This window comes from Paraburkholderia silviterrae (assembly GCF_004353915.1).
Lineage (GTDB): Bacteria > Pseudomonadota > Gammaproteobacteria > Burkholderiales > Burkholderiaceae > Paraburkholderia > Paraburkholderia silviterrae.
This window is the reverse complement of the sequence record NZ_SMRP01000010.1, coordinates 26,924-44,406: the sequence shown is the minus strand read 5'-3', so window position 1 is coordinate 44,406 and position 17,483 is coordinate 26,924. Positions and strand designations below refer to the sequence as shown.

Below are 17,483 nucleotides of genomic sequence, written 5' to 3'. Positions count from 1 at the left end.
CGGGAAGATCTCCACGCCCAGCGCCTCGGCCTGCTGGCCCAGCCAGCGCGTGACGTTCGCGAGGCTGATCACGTAGTTGCCGTGGTTCTTGAAGTTGTCCGGCAGCGCCCAGTTGGGCACCGCCTTCGCGCCGCCTTCCGTGAGGAAAAGGAATTGATCTTCGGTCACGGGCACGTTCAGCGGCGCGCCTTGCTCCTTCCAGTCGGGAATGAGCTCGTCGATGGCGCGCGGGTCCATGACCGCGCCCGAGAGGATATGCGCTCCGATCTCCGAGCCTTTCTCCAGCACGCATACGCCGATCTCGACGCCCTTTTCTGCTGCCAGCTGCTTCAGGCGGATCGCCGCGGACAGGCCTGCCGGGCCGCCGCCTACGATCACCACGTCGTATTCCATCGACTCGCGTGGGCCGTATTGCGCGATCAAATCATTCGAGTTCATGCTGCGGTTTCCGTTTCAGACGGCATCGGGCCGATATCAGAACTGCTCTTCGGCGAGCGCGAGCACGCCTTCCCCGCCCCGTGCGCCCACCACCGCAGTCGCGAAGCCGTTGGCCTGCGACAGGACATGTTCGGCATAGAACTGCGCCATCGCGATCTTGGCGCCATAGAACGACGGATCGTCGGCGAGATTGCGCTGCGCGACGAGCAACGCGCGCCCAAGCTGCCAGCCGCACAGCACGATGCCCGCGAGTTTCAGATAGGGAACGCTCCCCATGAAGGTCCCGTTCGGATCGCGCTTGACGTTCTCGATCATGAAGTCCACGGCGCGCGCGAGCGCCTGTGCGCCCTGCTCCAGTTGCGCGCGCATCGAAGCGGCCGCCGCGCCGTCGACTTGCGCGAGCGACTCGGCCGTCTTCGCCACTTCTTCAAGCAGCGCCTTCGCGACCGCGCCGCCGTCGCGCACCGTCTTGCGGCCGATCAGATCGTTCGCCTGGATCGCCGTCGTGCCTTCATAGATCGCGAGAATGCGTGCGTCGCGATAGTGCTGCGCCGCGCCCGTTTCCTCGATGAAGCCCATGCCGCCGTGCACCTGCACGCCGAGGCTCGTGACCTCGTTGGCCATCTCGGTACTCCAGCCCTTCACGATGGGCACGAGGAACTCGTAGATCGCCTGATGCCGCGCGCGCACGCTTTCGTCCGGATGACGATGCGCGATATCGCAATGGCCTGCCGCCACATAGGCGAGCGCGCGTGCGCCCTCGGTCATCGAACGCATGGTGGCGAGCATGCGGCGCACGTCGGGGTGATGCATGATCGTCACCGACTCCTTGGCCGAGCCGTCCACCGGGCGGCTCTGCACGCGCTCCTTCGCGAACGCCGCCGCCTGCTGGTACGCGCGCTCGGCAATCGCCACGCCCTGCGTGCCCACGCCGAAGCGCGCCGCGTTCATCATCACGAACATGTACTCGAGGCCGCGGTTCTCTTCGCCCACGAGGTAGCCGATCGCGCCGCCGTTATCGCCGTATTGCAGCACGGCCGTCGGGCTCGCCTTGATGCCGAGCTTGTGCTCGATCGACACGCAATGCACGTCGTTGCGCGCGCCGAGCGAGCCGTCCTCGTTGACGAGGAACTTCGGCACGATGAACAGCGAAATGCCCTTCACGCCTTCGGGTGCGTTCGGCACGCGCGCCAGCACGAGATGGACGATGTTCTTCGCCATGTCGTGCTCGCCCCAGGTGATGAAGATCTTGGTGCCGAACACGCGGTACGAACCATCGGCCTGCGGCTCGGCGCGCGAGCGCACCATGGCCAGGTCGGAGCCGGCCTGCGGCTCGGTCAGGTTCATCGTCCCGGTCCATTCGCCCGAGATGAGCTTCGGCACGTAGCGGGCCTTCTGCTCTTCGGTGCCCGCGGTCAGCAGCGCCTCGATCGCGCCATCGGTCAAGAGCGGGCACAGCGCGAACGAGAGATTCGCCGCGTTGACCATCTCGTTGCACGGCGTGCCGATCAGCTTCGGCAGGCCCTGGCCGCCGAACTCGGCCGGATGTTGCAAACCTTGCCAGCCGCCTTCGGCGAACTGCTCGAACGCGGCCTTGAAGCCCGGCGTTGCCGTGACTTCACCGTCACGCCAGCTACTCGGCGCGCGGTCGCCTTCCACGTTCAGCGGCGCGAGCACTTCCCCGCACAGCTTCGCGGCTTCGTCCAGCACCGCCTGGGCGGTCTCGAAGCCAGCATCCTCGAAGCCGGGCAAAGTGGCGATTTCGTCGATGCCGGCCAGCTCTTTGAGCACGAACAGCATGTCCTTGACGGGGGCGTTGAAGTTCATGGCGAACCTTTCTATCAAGCGTGTATCTGGGGCCACGGTGCCGGGCGGCTGTCGGGCCGGCACGGCAGGGGCGATGTGCGATTGATCGTAGCGGCAAAGCCGGCCCGCGGAACTGTCCAAACCGGACCATCTAGTGACAAATCTGGCCACGCCGTACCTGACATCGGCGGCAAAAGCGCGAGCTATCAGGGTTGAACCTGGTGCGTTCAGCGCATCGCCCCCCCGGTGGTGGGGGTGGCGCCGCACGCGCGCGAGCGCTAGCGAAGCCGGGCGGGAATCAGCGCTGGATCGAACACGCCAGACACACGCTCGAGCATGAAGCCAGAAGCAAATTCTGGCCACCAGGGGCGCGATGCTCAGGGGCGCCCGCGATAAGTGCCGGGCGTGCTGCCGGTCCAGTGGCGGAAAGCGCGATGAAAGGCGCTGGGGTCGTCGAAGCCGATATCGGCGCCGATGGCGGCGATGGTGTCTTGCGTGTCGGTGAGGCGCTGGATCGCCACGTCGCGCCGCAAGTCGTCCTTGAGCACCTGAAACGAGGTGTCTTCGGACGCGAGCCGCCGGCACAGCGTGCGCACCGAACAGTGCAGATGCGCGGACGTCGCCTCGATCGTCGGCAAGTCGGGCAGCGTGCTGGCGAGATACTGGCGCACCTGATGGCTGACCCGTTGCTCACTGAACGACTCGAAGATCCACTCGCCGGGCGAGCGCGCGAGAAACTGGCGCAGATTGCGCTTGCTCTGCCGGATCGGCATGTCGAGGTAGGCAGCGCTGAAACGGAACAACGCGGTCTCGCAGCCAAAGCGCACCGGACACGAGAAAAAGTAGCGGTGATCAAGCGCGTGCGGCTGCCGCTCGCAGGCCAGGTCGACTTGAAGCAGCGGAATCTTCTGGCCGATCAACCAGGACGAAACGCCGTGCGCGAGCTTGAGCATCAGTTCCTGGCCGAGCGGACCGATGGGGCCGAACGCAGCATGCGGGCGCAGCTCGACCTGGGCCACGAGCTCGCTGCGGCGCGATTCGAGCCGCAAGTCGTCAATCACGATATGAAAGAACTGCCCGAAGCGATGCAGCGCCGTCTCGAGATTGCGCGCGTCCAGCAGGCTCAGGCAAAGGAATTTGAGCGTGCCGCTGCGTAACGGGCGGCTGAAGATGCCGGGCATTTCGTCGTCGAGCTCGATCGCCAGCAGGCGGTAGAGCGTGGAGAACTGCTCCTCCGTCACGCGTGCGCCCGGTTCGTCGAGCAACTCCTCGGGAATGCCCGCCTGCTCCAGATAGCGGCCCACGACTTCCGGCCGCGCGCGCGCAGCGGCAAGAAAGCCGCGTACGAGAGAGATGGGAACCGTCGAGCCGGTGAGTTGCATGCCAGGGTAACCGGCCGGATAGCCGAAACAGAATCGTTATTCGGAGTTGTGCTGCGGGGCGCGATTCGGCGCAAAGCGACATGATACGCCACCGCGAGCGGGACTCGGCCGGCCTCGTGATCGGCAAACTTAATCTGTCATGCGGAAAAATGCTGAGTCGTGATATTTTATCGACGCCTGTTGATATACGCTAAAAACCGATATTCAAAATGAATTTCCCGCCCACACAAATGCCCGCCAGCCAATAATTTCCGATATTCGAATGCGAAATCGATTCAACGCCGGTAAAAATAACATTCACATCGATAAATCAAAATGAAAAAAGGCGTCAATCTCCATCTTTATCTTCTGCTTGCGGTTATCAATACCGCCGTTTTTATATTCCTCTGGCACGGCGCCGGCCCGGACGGGCTCGATAACTTGCGCCTGCTGGACTGGGGAGCGAATTTCGCGCCGCTCACGCTCACAGGCGAGCCGTGGCGGCTGCTGACCAGTGCATTCCTGCACGGCAGCTGGACGCATCTGCTCCTCAACATGTACATGCTGATCGTGTTGGGAAGCGTGCTCGAGCGCGTGGTCGGCTCGCTCCGGTTTGCGTCGATTTATTTGCTTTGCGCGCTGGGCGGCAGTCTCCTCAGTGCGTTCTGGCATGGCTATCACGAGGTCCATGGCTTTCAGACCGTGTTCGGCGTCGTGGCCGCTAGCGCCGGCATTCGTCCTGTTGTGAGCGTGGGCGCGTCCGGCGCGCTCATGGGCCTCGCCAGCGCCGCCGGCGTCTGGGCGCTTTGCCAGTCTTCGGGCACGGCCAACGCCGCGAACGAGCAAAACGTGCGCATCCGCTTCAGCGCCATCGCACAGGTCATCGTGATCAACCTGATGTCCGGATTCGTCACCTCCGGCATCGATCAGGCCGCGCATGTGGGCGGCCTGATTGCGGGCCTGCTTGCCGGCGTCGTGCTTTACCCTTATGCGTCGATGCCCTCCTGGCTGCGCGGCGCCGTCTTGCCCGTGGTCGTGGGCGTGGCAGGCAGCGCCGCCATGGTCTGGGCCGCCCAGCATGGGCAAAGCGAAGACCTGCTCGACTGGAAAACCGAGGTGAACGCGCAGCGCGCCCAAGCCGTACAAGAACGCGTGGCCGCGGCGGCCAAAGTAGCGGCGCGGCAAGCGGCCATCAAGGAAGCGCAAACCATCGCCGAAATCGTGAAGGAAGACGCGCGCACGGCGCCCAAGCCAGTCTCAGCCGAGATCGCGGCAGGCACCGTCGTAAAGAAGCTCGGCAACCAGCCCGATGCCATGGTGGTTGGCGCATCCGGCAAGTATCTCTATGTCACGGACAACGGCGCGAACACGCTCAACGTCATCGACATCGAAAAGCATGAAGTGGTCAAGACGATTCGCGGTGGAGCATTCGACACCCGCCACGACAGTTGCACGGACAACTACTGCCGGGGCGTCGGCGCGACCGGCGTGGTCGTGAGCCCGGACGAACGCTATGCCTACGTGGCCTCCCTGCGCGCGGACAGCCTCGTGCGCATCGACCTGCAAAGCGGCACTGTCGTGGATGCCGTCGAGCTCGGCCGCTTTCCGCGCGCCGTGGTGGCGTCCTCCAGCTTCGACCGGCTCTATGTGCTCAACAGCGTCGACGACACAGTGTCCGTCGTCAGCCTCTCCCAATGGCCGAAAGTCATCGCCACGATCGCGCTTTCGAACCCGGAGGAGCGCATGGTCGGACCGTTTGGCCGCAGTCTGACGATGTGGCTGTCGCCGGACGACCAGCACCTCTTCACGAATACGACTGCGAAGAACGCGTTGCTCGAATTCGATACCAGGACGTTCCAGCAGGTTCACGAATATCCGATGGACGAACGCTTCGATCGCGCGATCAAGACGCACACGGGCGTCTGGCTCTATGGCGGCGGCACGCTCAAATGGGCAGACGCCTCGACGCTGGAAGTGCGCGAGACCTACCCGATCTGCGGATCGAACACGCGCATGATCGCAGCGAGCCGCGACGGCAGCTTCCTCGCCGTGGCCGACCCGGACGGAACCACGATGCGCGTGGTGAAAGTTGCCACGCGTCGTAGCATCGGCGCGTGGCCGATTGCGCGCGGCACCTATGAGGCGGCGTTTTCGAAAGATGGACAAACCCTCTTCGCCCTCGGCGCTGACTACAACACCAAGGGCTCCGGCTCGGTTTCGATCCTGAACAAGGCCAAGACCATGGAAGTCAGCAGCGCCCAGCAACAGGACGAATTCCTGTGCCCGCTCTCGACCGGCGAAGACTCGGCCGGGACTCCCGACACGTCGGACAATTGAGGCGCTGCCAGAAAATCAGCCACGAGTCTGGACGCCGGGTCGTGTCCAGATTTCCCGCCGCAGTTCATGCCGCAGTTCATGCCGCAGTTCATGCCGCCGTTCACACCGACCGGCCGGCGTTTCGCGACGCCAGCCGGCCGTTCGTCGCAAGGCGCTCGCATGTGAGCGCCGGCGCTCCGACCATAGGCGACATCGATTCGCTCGCTGAGCCAATACGGAGGTCGCCGCCATGTACGCCAGCCTGTTGCAACACGCGCCCCATTGGGTTTGGGGCGCGCTCGCCGCCCTGACTTTTGCCGGAATCCGCCAGTCGGTCCCGCGCCGCCGCTCGATCCGCAGTGCCACGTCCCTGCCGCTGCTGGTGACCGCCCTGTCGTTCTACGGCGTGGCGTCGGACTTCGCCCATCAGCCGCTCGCTCTCGCCGCGTGGGCACTCGGCGCCGCTGCGCTGTGCGCACTGGCGACACTGCGCGGCGCGTGGCGAGGCGTGCGCTGGTCGCCGGCCCACGACAGCCTCATCGTGCCCGGCAGCTGGCTTCCGCTCGCGCTCTACCTCGGCCTCTTCGGGGTGAAATTCGCCGTGGGCGTCGCGCTCGCGTTGCATACGGCCCTCATCGATGAAGCGCATTTTGCCTGCATGACGGGCTTCGTCTACGGCGCGTTCAGCGGTGTATTTCTCGCCCGCGGCTTTGCGATGATGCGTGTCGCGCGCGAGGTATTGATGCGTGGAGCCGCTCCGCTCTGACACCCCGTGCCAATGCATCGCTCGCCCGCGCCATGGCGAATTCGCGCATCGGCGCAAGCGCTACAATCCGCTGCATGCGGCAAGCGCTTGCCCGACCGCCCCGCCAGCGCCCTGCTTCAGAGCAAATCCGCGCCGAAACCACACCGCTTCCGGAAACCGATATGCACCCGTACACCAAAGCGCTCGCGTGGCTGTGGCGCGAACTGCGGATCGCCATTCCGATCGGCGCGCTCAGTACGCTGCTCTTCAGCACGCTCGCCGAGAACTCGCTGGTGTCGAACCTGAAGTACTCCTTCAGCATCACGCTCTGCATTCAGGCGCTGATCGAGAGCGGACGCTACGGCCTCGCGGCCCTCGTGAAGCGGCGTGGCGATGGCGAGCACCCGCAGGCAGGCGCGCAGCGCGTCTGGCCGGGCTGGCCACTGATGGCGCCCTGGCTGGTGTTTTCCGTGATCGTCGGCTACTTCGCGGGGCACGCGCTCGGCGACCGGCTCACGGGCGTGCATCGCGACGCGTTCGCGTTCTTTCGTAACACCGATGTGCTGCTGCCCGCCTTCGGCCCCACCTTCGCGCTATCCATCGGCTGCACCTGGTTTTTCTACACGCGCGGGCGCCTCGCGGCAATGGAAGCGCGCACGCAGACCGCGCTGCGCACCGCGGCCGAGAATCAGCTCAGGCTGCTCGTCTCCCAACTCGAGCCGCACATGCTCTTCAACACGCTCGCCAATCTGCGCGTGCTGATCGGCAGCGATCCGCCGCGCGCGCAAGCCATGCTCGATCACCTGAACGCCTTCCTGCGCGCGACGCTCGATGCCTCGCGCTCGGACTCGCACGCGCTTTCCGCCGAGTTCGCCCGGATTCGCGATTACCTCGACCTGATGCAGGTACGCATGGGCGCGAGGCTGAGCGCCACGCTCGATCTGCCCGAGGCCTTCGCCGCGCTGCCGGTGCCGCCGCTGTTGCTGCAGCCGCTGGTGGAAAATGCGCTCAAGCATGGGCTCGAGCCGAGCGTGGCGGGTGGTCAGATCGAAGTCTGCGCCCGACGTGAAGGCGATGCGCTGATCCTGAGCGTGCGCGATACGGGCGCGGGCCTCGCGGACGAACCCATGGACGGCTCGCAACCGGGTACGCACTTCGGCGTACGCCAGGTGCGCGAGCGGCTCGCCGCGTTGTACGGCGACGCGGCGCAATTCGAGCTCACGTCGCCCACCGACGGACGCGGCGGCGCGCTCGCAACCGTGCGCCTGCCGATCGCGCCTGCATGCTGATCAACGTGCTAATGCACTTGCCGATGAGCGCCGATATACACGCCGATGCATGACCCAGCCACCGAAACTGCGAACCGATCCATGCACGCCACCGCCCTGATAGCCGAAGACGAACCGCTGCTGGCCGCCAGCCTCCAGGCCGAGCTGCAGCGGCTCTGGCCGCAACTGAGCATCGTTGCGATGGTGGGCGATGGCGCGTCCGCGGTGCAGCAGTGCCTGGCCCTGCGCCCAGACCTCGTGTTTCTCGACATCAGGATGCCGGGGATGAGCGGGCTGGATGCCGCTCAGGCCATTGCGGAGGACTGGCCCGACGCAAACGGCGCGCCGCCGCTGCTGGTGTTCGTCACCGCATACGACGAGTACGCGGTGCGCGCGTTCGAGCGGTCCGCGCTCGATTACGTGCTCAAACCGGTGCAGTCCGAGCGCCTCGCGCAGACCTGCAAGCGGCTGCAGGCGGCGCTCGGTGTACGCGCGCAGCCGGGCACGGGTGATGCAGCGCTGCGCGCTACGCGCACGGCCGATCCGCAAGATCCGCACGAACCTCCCGATGCATTCGAGCCGCTCGTCGCGCAACTGCGCACGCTGCTGGGCATCACGGGCCCCCATGCGGCCCCCGCCGCCGAACCCCTGCGGATGATTCAGGCGAGCGCCGGCAACACCATCACCATGGTTCCCGTCGACGATGTGCTGTATTTCGAAGCGGCGGACAAATACGTGCGCGTGGTCACGGCTCAGCGCGAGCACCTGATCCGCCTGTCGCTGCGCGAGCTGCTGCTGCGGCTCGACCCACAGCGGTTCTGGCAAATCCATCGCGGCACGGTCGTGTGCGCGGACGCCATCGTCAGCGCGTCGCGCGACGAGGCCGGCAAGCTCACGCTCGAGCTACGCGGCCATCCGGCGTTGCTCAGCGTGAGCCGCCTTTATGCGGAGCGCTTCAAGGGAATGTGAGCCGGCAAACAGATCGATGCGCACGCATCGATCTGCGACGCCGGGAGGCCGCCCGGATCAGTGGCGCCTATGCGGCAGATGCAGATGCGGCAGACGCAGATGCGGCACCTTCGGCGCGTGCAGCTCGTCTTCCAGATACGCCTGCACGATGGCGTGGTACGAGGCGTCGGCCGGGAAATGGAGCGTTCGCGCACGCTTCGTGTTCCAGCTTGCCGGCCAGCTGCAGACGATCCGCTCCACGGTCGCGTCCGGCTCCCATTCGACGCGCGCGACGGCCGCCGGGCCGCCCACCTGGCTCAGCGTCTCCACCATCTCGTCGACGCTCGTCGAGATCCCCGGCAGATTGACGATACGCCGCTCGCCCAGCGCGGCCGCGTCGATCTCGCTGCCCGCCACGAGGCACTGAATCGCCATGCGCGGCGAGATCAGCAGCACGGGGGTCGCGCCGCTCACGGGGCACACCGTGGTCTCGCCGTTCAGCGGCTCGCGCATGATGGCGCTCGCGAACGACGATGCCGCGCCGTTAGGCTTGCCGGGCCGCACGCTGACGGTGGGCAGGCGTAGCGCACGCCCATCGACGAAACCACGCCGCGAGTAATCGCACAGCAGCAGTTCAGCGATGGCCTTTTGCGTGCCGTACGAGGACTCGGGATTGAGCGCGGTGTCGTCCTGGACCTCTTCGGGCAGCTCGCCGCCATACACCGCGACCGAGCTCGTGAACACCACGCGCGGCTTGTGTCCGCGCGCGCGACACACATCGAGCAGCGTGCGCGTGGCATCGACATTGATGCGCATGCCGAGTTCGAAATCGGCCTCGGCCTCGCTGCTGAGGATGGCCGCCAGATGAAAGATCACGGCCGTTTCGGCGTCGATCACGCGCTCCAGCACATCGCGCTGCGTGATGTCGCCGACCTCGATGCGCACGCGGGCGTCATCCGGTCTGGATGCCTGCGTCACGTCGAGCAGCACGAGCTCGGTGATCGGCTCGGGCGCCGCGCCCGCGCCTTGTGGCGTCATGCGCAATGCGCCGCGCGCAAGCAGCTCGCGCGCCAGACGCTGGCCCAGAAACCCCGCACCGCCGGTGATCAGCACTTTCATGTTCGAACGCTCCGTTCATGCATCATGGGACTCACAAAGGACATTCCCCGCGACGCGCGGCGCCGCTGCGAGACGTTCGAGAAGCGCGTGCTCGTTGTACGTCGTCGTCGGATTGGCGGTGAAGCGGGGCCTCGAAAAACTCCAGTCTAAAACGTGGACCGCGAGTGAGCCAATGATAAACCCGGATCGCGCTCGCGCCACGCCTTACGAGCTTCAAACGATCACATCCACGCTTCCTTACGAGCACATTCGTGCTCAGCGCGAAATTCAGCCCGAAGGCTCGCGCCTCGCCGGCGAGCGCATCGCACACTGGCTCAACGGCTCGCTGCGCGGATGCACGCTCTCGCCATGCGTCCGCAGCGCGCGATTCAGCAACGCACCACTTCCACCCAGTTTGCCCCCTTGCCGACCGGATACTGCCCGGCCTCGTGCAGAGCACCGGTCTGGGCGTCAATGCGGTAGACGCTCATGACTCGCGACAGCTGCCCCACTGCGAACAGATAGCGCCCGGACGGGTCGATATTGAAGCCGCGCGGCTGCTTTTGCGTGCCATACGTGCCGATGCGTGCGAGCTTGCCCGTGTCCGCCTCCACGCGAAACGCCGCGAGCGTGCTGGACGTGCGCTCGGATGCATAGAGGAAGCGCCCGTCCGGCGTGAGATGCAGATCGGCGCCCCAAGGCTTGTCGCCATGAAAATCGGGCGGCAGGATCGACACGGACTGGATGGGTTCCACGGCACCGCGCTCGGGGTCGAACGCGAGCGCGTGCAGCTTGCCATCGAGTTCGTCGAGCAGGTAGACGAAGCGCCCATCCGCCGGGAACACGAAATGACGCGGACCCGACCCGGCCGGCAACGCCCACGCAAGTGCCGGTGCTTCGGCGAGTTGCCCTGTCGATGCATTGAAATCGAGCCGCACTAGCTGATCCGCACCGAGCACCGCGGCGAACACGAAGCGATTGTCGGCCGTCGCGCGGATCGCATGCGCGCACGGCCCCGTGCCGACGATCTGCTGCACGCCGGCAGCCACGCCGTCGTCTTCAATGCGGTTCACCGCGAGCAAATTGCCGCCATACGAAGCAGCCAGCAGATAGCGCCCCGCGGCATCGACGGCGATATACGCCATGCTCCCGGCAAGTGACGCGCGCCCGAACTCGGTGAGGCGCCCGTCGAGCGGATCGATCGCGAAGCTCACCACGCAGTACGGTTGCGAGCGCAACGCCGCGTAGAGCCGGCGCCGGTCGGGCGAGAGCGCCATTGGCATGATCGCCCCGCCTGCCGGCACCGTCTGGACCGCGACGAGCCTGCCTGCCGCCTCGTCCATGCGGTCCATGCGGAACACCGAGATGTCCTCGCTCTCCGAGTTCGACACGTACACATACGTCGCGCCCGCCATTTGCTGCTCACCGTTGCCAGCCATGTTGTCCTTTTTGTCGTATTTGCCTCAACCGCCCGCCGGACGGCGCCGCCGCGACCGGCCACACCGCAAAGTTGCCCGACAACTTTTCAAACAATCCCACAACCACCGCGCCGCAACAATTCCACGTTTACCCGGAATTCACGCGTTAAATCGCGCAACCCAGTTGATCCAGCGATGAGCGCCATTGTAGGATGGCCACTGACAAGCCGACAACACGTCTTACAACATAACCCCGCAAACGGGCCATTCGCTCACTTTCGCTCACCTACCAAGGTCCATCCCCATGCCGTTGAGCCGCACCGCAACCCCGGCCGATGTCGCGACGCGTACGAAGGTCCGTTACCTCATCCTCGCGCTGATCTTCATCATCACGACGCTCAATTATGCGGACCGCGCCACGCTCTCGGTCACCGGCTCAGCGATGCGCACGGAGTTCGGCCTCGACGCCATCCGCATGGGGTATATCTTCTCGGCGTTCAGTTGGGCCTACGTGCTCTCGCAGGTGCCCGCGGGCTGGATCCTCGACCGCTTCGGCGCGCGCCGCGTCTATGCCGCCAGTATCTTCTTCTGGTCGCTCTTCACGTTGCTGCAAGGCGCGATCGGCGTGCTGGGCAGCGCGGCCGCCGCCGTCGCCGCCCTGTTCGTGCTGCGCTTTGCAATGGGCGTCGCGGAATCGCCCGCCTTCCCCGCCAACGCGAAAGTGGTCGCGAGCTGGTTTCCGACCCAGGAGCGCGGCACCGCGTCGGCCATCTTCAACTCGGCGCAGTACTTCGCGGCCGTGGTCTTCACGCCGCTGATGGCCTGGGTCACGCACGCATACGGCTGGCATCACGTGTATCTCATGATGGGCGTCGGAGGCCTCGTGCTCGCGTTGGTGTGGCTCAGGGTCATGAAGCATCCAGCAACCCATCCGCATGTGAACCGTCAGGAGCTGGAATACATCGAGCAAGGCGGCGGTCTCGTGTACGGCCATCAGCCGAAAGCGCGCGGCGAACGCACGACTGGCGACGGCTGGCAACGCGTGCGCCAGTTGCTCACGAACCGCATGCTGGTGGGCGTCTATCTCGCGCAGTTCTGCATCAACGTCCTCACGTATTTCTTTCTCACGTGGTTCCCGATCTACCTCGTGCAGGCGCGCGGCATGACGATCCTGCACGCGGGCATGGTGGCCTCGCTGCCCGCGGTCTGCGGCTTTCTCGGCGGCGTGCTCGGTGGCGTGATCTCCGACGCCTTGATTCGCGGCGGCCTTTCGCTCACCATGGCGCGCAAGGTGCCGATCGTGGGCGGCATGGCGCTTTCGGCCTGCATCGTCGGCTGCAACTACGTGCACAGCGACTGGATCGTGGTGGCGTTGATGTCGCTCGCGTTCTTCGGCAAGGGCGTGGGCGCGCTCGGCTGGGCCGTGGTCGCCGACACGGCGCCGAAAGAAGCCATCGGCCTCTCAGGCTCGATCTTCAACATGTTCGGCAACGCGGCCGGCATCGTCACCCCCATCGTGATCGGCTACCTCGTGGCGAAGACGGGCTCCTTCGACGGCGCGCTCGCGTTCGTGGGCGTCAATGCGGTGGTCACCGTGCTCAGCTATCTCGTGATCGTCAAGGAGATCAAGCGGGTCGAGCTGGTTTGAGCGGCGAATCCGTGACACCGGTGGAGCATCGCTGCACGAGCGCGCGCTTCCGAGCCCGCTTGCCGAATCAATTCACGTTGAAATGAACTCGGACGTCCTGATGGCTTTCCACAGGGTGGCCGTTCTCCATGGCAGGAAAGAAGCGCCACTGCCGAAGCGTGGTGAGCAGGATCTGATTGAGCCGCGGAATCTGCGTGGGCTTCAGGAGCTCGACGTCGAAGGTGCCGTCCGCATGGACGGCAAAGCGCGCGACAGCCACCGCCTGATAGCCCTGCTCGCGCAGATCGTCGGGCAATTCCGGCAGCGGTTGTGCCAGCAGCCACGCCTGCTGGCTGATGCCCCCGGACGAACTGGGCGCATGCTGGGGCTCACCCGACGCCGCCGTGCCGCCGCTGGTGGGCGGCATGTCCGGAGTCCCGGGCGCGGCTTTGGCCACGGGCGTTGCCGGTGCGCTCGCGTCATGCTGCGCGGGCCTCGTGTCCCGCGTAACCTCAGGCGCTGGAAGTGACGGCCGTATCGCACGCGGCACGTCGTGCACGGTGCTGCTGCGCGGCGTCTGCGATGAGCGCGCAGACACTGGCTTGCGATGAGACACAGCAGGTGCATCATCGTGCGGGACGCTCGGCTGCGCCGTCTCACTCGCGTGCGGCGCGCCCGGCAATTCGATCACCTGAAGCTCGATCGGCGGGCGCGGCGAGGCCGCGGACTGTTCACCGCCAATGAGCCAACGGGCATGCGCGAGAAAGAGCCACCATGCGGCGGCGGCGAACATCGCAGCAACGATGAAACGCGGCACGCTGCCATGCCCGCTGTCGTTGCCGGTCGCGTTGCCGGTCGTGCCGCCGGTCGTGTTGCCGCTATCGTGGCGACGTGACATCGGCGCGCTACTCACGATGCACGGCAACCAGAAAATGCTCTGCACCCGCCTTTCGCGCTTCGAGAATGGCCTTCACCACAACGCCATGCGAAGCGCCATCGTCCGCGGCCACGATCACATCGCCATCCTTGCGAAGCAGCTTCGCCACAGCGCGGTCCACCTCATCGAGCCGCACAGGCTGCTGATTCACGAAGACCTGATTGGCGCGATTCACGGCCAGCGTGAGCGGCTTGTCGGCTTGCATCGGCTGCGCCTGGCCGCTGGGCAGGTCGATATGCACCGCATCGAGCCTTTGCATCGCCAGGGTCGTGAGCATGAACGTGGCGAGCAGAAAGAACATCACGTCGATCATCGGAATGATCTCGATGCGGCCACGCCTCGATGTGCGCGCGCGACGCAGCTTCATGCGGCCGCTCCCGAACGTTCGCGCGCGAGCCGCATGGCCCCGAGCCGCGTGTTGGCGAAGCTCTCCAGCTCGTCCATGAGCCGGTCCATGCGGCGCGAAAAGTAGTTGAACGAAAAGAGCGAGACCAGCGCGATCACGAGCCCGATTGCGGTGGCCACAAGCGCCTGCGCGACGCCCCCCGACACGCCCGTGGGATTGACGAGACCATCGCCGCCGATGAGCCGGAACGAATGCATCATGCCGACGATCGTGCCGAGCAGCCCGAGCAGCGGCGCGGCCGTCACGATCGTCTCGAGCATCCAGAGGCCGCGGCTCATGTCACGCTGGATCTGCGAGGCGGCTGTGTCGACCTGCGTCTCGATGAACCAGATGGGCGCGCCGCGAGGGGCGAGCGCCTCGTCGAACAGCGCATCGAGGCGCCGCAGCACATGGCCATCGGGCAGCGCTCGCGCCGCTTCGTTGCGCGGCACGCTGGCGTAGCGCCACCACACCCAGGCACGATCGAACGTGACCGCAAGCGCGACGATCGCCAGCAAGCTCAGCGGGTAGACGACCCAGCCGCCGAGCTTCAATGCCTCGGCAACACTGTTCCAGTCGCTCATCATGGGGCTCCTTTACCTTTAAGCGGAAAGCAATCGATCAAAAGTGCCTGGTGAGGCCAGCGTAGATCGCGCGCTGCGGACCATACTGGGGCGCGCCCACGCCGATGCCAGAGCCGTCGCGCAGCTCGTAGACGCGGCCGAACGCATTGACGAGCACGAGCCGGGCGTCGAACTTGCCTATCATCGGCTCGTTGAAGCGCTGGATCACGCCCAGATTGACCTGCGCATACCATGGCAGGCGATCGGTGTTCGCAAAGCCGCTGCGCAGGCCGCTACCGACGATCGCATCGGCCGTGAGCGTCGTCATGCCGAGCGTCCAGGCGCCGCCGAACGACGCGGTGATGCGCTGGTCGTGATCGAGGTAGACCCAGTGGTTCGAGATATAGGCCAGCTCCTCGGCATCGAAATTGAACTGCGCCGATTCGATGTTCTTGCCCTGCGCCCGGCTGTACGCGACGTTCAGGTACGCGCTCACATTGTCCTGGTGGTAGCTCGACGTGAACTCCACGCCATAGACGCGCCCGTACTGATAGTTGAACGGCGTGAAGATGAGCGCGGTGCCGAACTGCCCTTCGTCGAGCAGATCGCGTGCGCGCTTGTAGTACGCATCAAGCCCGACGGTCAACGCGGGCGTCAGGCGCTGCGTGATGCCGATGTCGAAATAATCGTCGCGCTCCGGCTTCACTGGATCGTTCTGCGAGGTCAGGCTTTGATTAGTCGTGCCATTGAACTTGCTGATCGTCGAATCCGAAACGAGCTCGAACGCCGGCGGCGTGAAATAGCGCGCATAGCCCGCGTGCAACGTGGTGGCATTGGTCGGCTGGTACACGAGGCCGATGCGCGGGCTCAGCTGTCCGGCCTGCACGTACGCGTCCATGCGGTCGTAGCGCACGCCGTAGTTGAGTGTGAGCTTCGGCGCGAGCTTCCATTCGTCCTGCAGGTAGAGACTGTAGAGATAGCCCGTCCTGGTGTTCGAATCCTGCACGGTGAACGGCTGATCGGAGGTCTGGTTGCCGTTTGCATCGACGGGGAACACGGCCACGCTGTCGTCGAATACGGCGTGCTCCTGCTCGAACATGAGCCCGGCGCGCAGCGTGTGTCGATCGTTCAACCGATAAGTGAAGTCAGCCTGGACGCCGTTCGCCTGGTTGCTGTGGAAGTCCTGCGAGGCGACGCCATTGAAGATCAGGTCGCCCACCGGGTCCGGATTGAACTGAGTGCGCGTATAGCGCGTGAAGAGCGCGATCTGGTAGTCGAGCGCCTCGCCATTGGTGCCCTGCAGCGCCACGACCGCGAAATTGTTCAGTTCCGACTGCGTTTCGTTGAGATTCGCCGAATTGAAAGTGGACTGGCCGTTGAGCGTATAGACGGGTGTCAGCCCCGGCGTATTGGGAATCTCGAACTGATTGCTCGTGGCGCCGAACATCACGCTCACGCGCGTAAGCGGATTGAGCAGATACGACATGTAGCCGAAGCCGTTGCCCTGGCGCGTGTGGTCGTGCAGCGGGCTGCCGTCCGCGGTGGGCGCCTCGATGCCCAGATTGTTCTCCCCGAGCGAGCCGGAGAAGTAATAGCTGAACGGGCCGCTCGAGCCGAAGACATCGGCGCTCGTCTGAATGGTCTGGTGGCTGCCGCCGTACACGTCGATAGTGCCGCCATTGCCGGCGTCACCCGATTTCGTGCGGATATCGACGATGCCCGCCGTGCGATAGCCGTACTGCGCCGGCAACGCGCCCGTCACGAGATTCACCTGGTCGATGATGCGCGCGTCGAGCGATTGCCCGAAACCGCTGATGGGCTCCGGAATGATGATGCCGTTGAGGCGATATTGCAGATCCGCGTGATCGCCTCGCACGTGCAACTGGCCATACGAATCGTTGGCGACGCCGGGCGCCTGCAGCAGCACCTGATTGAGCGGCGTGTTCGCGCCTTGCGGCGAGTTGTCGATATCGGTCTGCGTGATCCGGTAGACGCTCGCGCCCACTTCGGGCTGAAGGCCGTTGCGGGCGCGGTCGAGGCGCTGCGCGTTGACGGTCACGTCGAGCGTGCTGTCTTTCTGGAGCACGACGGCGAGCGGCTCGGGCACGGTCCCCTGCGCCACGGTCGCGACGCGGGTGACGGCGCCGTATCCCTTTGCCTCGACCGTGACCGCATAAGTGCCTGGAGCGAGGTGGTCGAGACGAAAGTGCCCGGTTGCGTCGGCTGTCGTTTGGGCAACGGCATGGCCGCTGGCGTCCTGAAGCGAAATCTGCGCGTGGGCGGGTGCGTGGCCTTGCGCGTCGGCCACCGAGCCGGAAAGCGCGGCTTCGCCGCTGGCGGCGAATGCGGGGGTGCAAAGTGTACAGGCGAACAAAAGCCTACCGGCCTGCGTGATCAGCGAGCGGTTCATTGTCTTGTTGTGGTTCAGGGGTGGAAGTGCCTCGTCTGATGCGAGGACGCGCCGGATCTAAGCGAAGCGCATTTTCTGAGATGTTATAACATAACATTCAGGCGAAGCAATCCCTATTCACCGTGGCGATTCACAATGAGACTTTCTGCAAAGAAGGCGCTTT

General features: G+C 65.2%; 14 protein-coding genes. 5 read left to right on the top strand and 9 right to left on the bottom strand.

Going from position 1 to position 17,483, the window contains the following annotated elements; translation table 11 throughout:
• The 3 genes from EYW47_RS41930 to EYW47_RS20230 all read right to left on the bottom strand — a co-directional run.
• A partial coding sequence (locus EYW47_RS41930; protein WP_240763816.1) for an NAD(P)/FAD-dependent oxidoreductase occupies positions 1-438 on the bottom strand: 438 nt, incomplete at its 3' end.
• A 36-nt stretch (positions 439-474) separates the two neighbouring features.
• Positions 475-2,265 carry an acyl-CoA dehydrogenase gene (locus tag EYW47_RS20235; protein WP_133196625.1) on the bottom strand — a complete coding sequence of 597 codons (1,791 nt, stop codon included), beginning with the start codon at positions 2,263-2,265 and terminating at the stop codon, positions 475-477.
• Between the two features lie 356 nt (positions 2,266-2,621).
• Positions 2,622-3,626: an AraC family transcriptional regulator gene (locus EYW47_RS20230; RefSeq protein ID WP_133196624.1), complete on the bottom strand. Its 1,005-nt coding sequence runs from the start codon at positions 3,624-3,626 to the stop codon at positions 2,622-2,624.
• Positions 3,627-3,941: 315 nt separating this feature from the next.
• Here EYW47_RS20230 and EYW47_RS20225 point away from each other — a divergent pair, with 315 nt between their 5' ends.
• The 4 genes from EYW47_RS20225 to EYW47_RS20210 all read left to right on the top strand — a co-directional run bounded on the left by EYW47_RS20225 (position 3,942) and on the right by EYW47_RS20210 (position 8,903).
• Complete coding sequence (locus EYW47_RS20225; protein WP_133196623.1) at positions 3,942-5,942, top strand: rhomboid family intramembrane serine protease; 2,001 nt, start codon at positions 3,942-3,944, stop codon at positions 5,940-5,942.
• Between the two features lie 229 nt (positions 5,943-6,171).
• Positions 6,172-6,687, top strand: coding sequence for a DUF6622 family protein (locus EYW47_RS20220; protein WP_133196622.1), 516 nt, complete (start codon positions 6,172-6,174; stop codon positions 6,685-6,687).
• A gap of 161 nt (positions 6,688-6,848) precedes the next feature.
• Entirely contained in the window at positions 6,849-7,955 is a 1,107-nt protein-coding gene (locus tag EYW47_RS20215) for a sensor histidine kinase (protein WP_133196621.1), read from the top strand.
• A gap of 81 nt (positions 7,956-8,036) precedes the next feature.
• Complete coding sequence (locus tag EYW47_RS20210) at positions 8,037-8,903, top strand: LytR/AlgR family response regulator transcription factor (protein WP_133196620.1); 867 nt, start codon at positions 8,037-8,039, stop codon at positions 8,901-8,903.
• A gap of 57 nt (positions 8,904-8,960) precedes the next feature.
• On the opposite strand, the gene denD is transcribed toward EYW47_RS20210, so the two are convergent.
• Positions 8,961-10,001 carry a D-erythronate dehydrogenase gene (gene denD, locus EYW47_RS20205; protein ID WP_133196619.1) on the bottom strand — a complete coding sequence of 347 codons (1,041 nt, stop codon included), beginning with the start codon at positions 9,999-10,001 and terminating at the stop codon, positions 8,961-8,963.
• 368 nt (positions 10,002-10,369) lie between these two features.
• Positions 10,370-11,419 carry a lactonase family protein gene (locus tag EYW47_RS20200; protein ID WP_133196618.1) on the bottom strand — a complete coding sequence of 350 codons (1,050 nt, stop codon included), beginning with the start codon at positions 11,417-11,419 and terminating at the stop codon, positions 10,370-10,372.
• Between the two features lie 283 nt (positions 11,420-11,702).
• On the opposite strand from EYW47_RS20200, the gene EYW47_RS20195 reads away from it, so the two are divergent.
• Positions 11,703-13,046: an MFS transporter gene (locus EYW47_RS20195; protein ID WP_133196617.1), complete on the top strand. Its 1,344-nt coding sequence runs from the start codon at positions 11,703-11,705 to the stop codon at positions 13,044-13,046.
• A 67-nt stretch (positions 13,047-13,113) separates the two neighbouring features.
• Here EYW47_RS20195 and EYW47_RS41925 read toward each other — a convergent pair whose 3' ends face one another.
• From EYW47_RS41925 to EYW47_RS20175, 4 genes are read right to left on the bottom strand one after another with little or no spacing between them, the layout of a single operon-like run.
• Entirely contained in the window at positions 13,114-13,923 is an 810-nt protein-coding gene (locus tag EYW47_RS41925; RefSeq protein ID WP_240763815.1) for an energy transducer TonB, read from the bottom strand.
• A 7-nt stretch (positions 13,924-13,930) separates the two neighbouring features.
• Entirely contained in the window at positions 13,931-14,329 is a 399-nt protein-coding gene (locus tag EYW47_RS20185) for an ExbD/TolR family protein (RefSeq protein WP_133196616.1), read from the bottom strand.
• On the bottom strand, positions 14,326-14,931 hold the full coding sequence (locus EYW47_RS20180) for a MotA/TolQ/ExbB proton channel family protein (protein WP_133196615.1): 606 nt from the start codon (positions 14,929-14,931) through the stop codon (positions 14,326-14,328). The genes EYW47_RS20185 and EYW47_RS20180 overlap by 4 nt, the downstream gene beginning before the upstream one ends.
• Positions 14,932-14,968: 37 nt before the next feature.
• The gene (locus EYW47_RS20175; RefSeq protein ID WP_133196614.1) at positions 14,969-17,320 is read right to left on the bottom strand and encodes a TonB-dependent receptor; all 2,352 of its coding nucleotides are present in this window, start codon (positions 17,318-17,320) and stop codon (positions 14,969-14,971) included.
• Positions 17,321-17,483 lie beyond the last annotated feature (163 nt).

Excerpts from the sequence above, each read along its gene's own strand:
- EYW47_RS20235 (WP_133196625.1), bottom strand. The coding sequence starts at position 2,265 with ATGAACTTCAACGCCCCCGTCAAGGACATGCTGTTCGTGCTCAAAGAG.
- EYW47_RS20230 (WP_133196624.1), bottom strand. The coding sequence starts at position 3,626 with ATGCAACTCACCGGCTCGACGGTTCCCATCTCTCTCGTACGCGGCTTT.
- EYW47_RS20225 (WP_133196623.1), top strand. The coding sequence starts at position 3,942 with ATGAAAAAAGGCGTCAATCTCCATCTTTATCTTCTGCTTGCGGTTATC.
- EYW47_RS20220 (WP_133196622.1), top strand. The coding sequence starts at position 6,172 with ATGTACGCCAGCCTGTTGCAACACGCGCCCCATTGGGTTTGGGGCGCG.
- EYW47_RS20215 (WP_133196621.1), top strand. The coding sequence starts at position 6,849 with ATGCACCCGTACACCAAAGCGCTCGCGTGGCTGTGGCGCGAACTGCGG.
- EYW47_RS20210 (WP_133196620.1), top strand. The coding sequence starts at position 8,037 with ATGCACGCCACCGCCCTGATAGCCGAAGACGAACCGCTGCTGGCCGCC.
- denD (WP_133196619.1), bottom strand. The coding sequence starts at position 10,001 with ATGAAAGTGCTGATCACCGGCGGTGCGGGGTTTCTGGGCCAGCGTCTG.
- EYW47_RS20200 (WP_133196618.1), bottom strand. The coding sequence starts at position 11,419 with ATGGCTGGCAACGGTGAGCAGCAAATGGCGGGCGCGACGTATGTGTAC.
- EYW47_RS20195 (WP_133196617.1), top strand. The coding sequence starts at position 11,703 with ATGCCGTTGAGCCGCACCGCAACCCCGGCCGATGTCGCGACGCGTACG.
- EYW47_RS41925 (WP_240763815.1), bottom strand. The coding sequence starts at position 13,923 with ATGTCACGTCGCCACGATAGCGGCAACACGACCGGCGGCACGACCGGC.
- EYW47_RS20185 (WP_133196616.1), bottom strand. The coding sequence starts at position 14,329 with ATGAAGCTGCGTCGCGCGCGCACATCGAGGCGTGGCCGCATCGAGATC.
- EYW47_RS20180 (WP_133196615.1), bottom strand. The coding sequence starts at position 14,931 with ATGAGCGACTGGAACAGTGTTGCCGAGGCATTGAAGCTCGGCGGCTGG.
- EYW47_RS20175 (WP_133196614.1), bottom strand. The coding sequence starts at position 17,320 with ATGAACCGCTCGCTGATCACGCAGGCCGGTAGGCTTTTGTTCGCCTGT.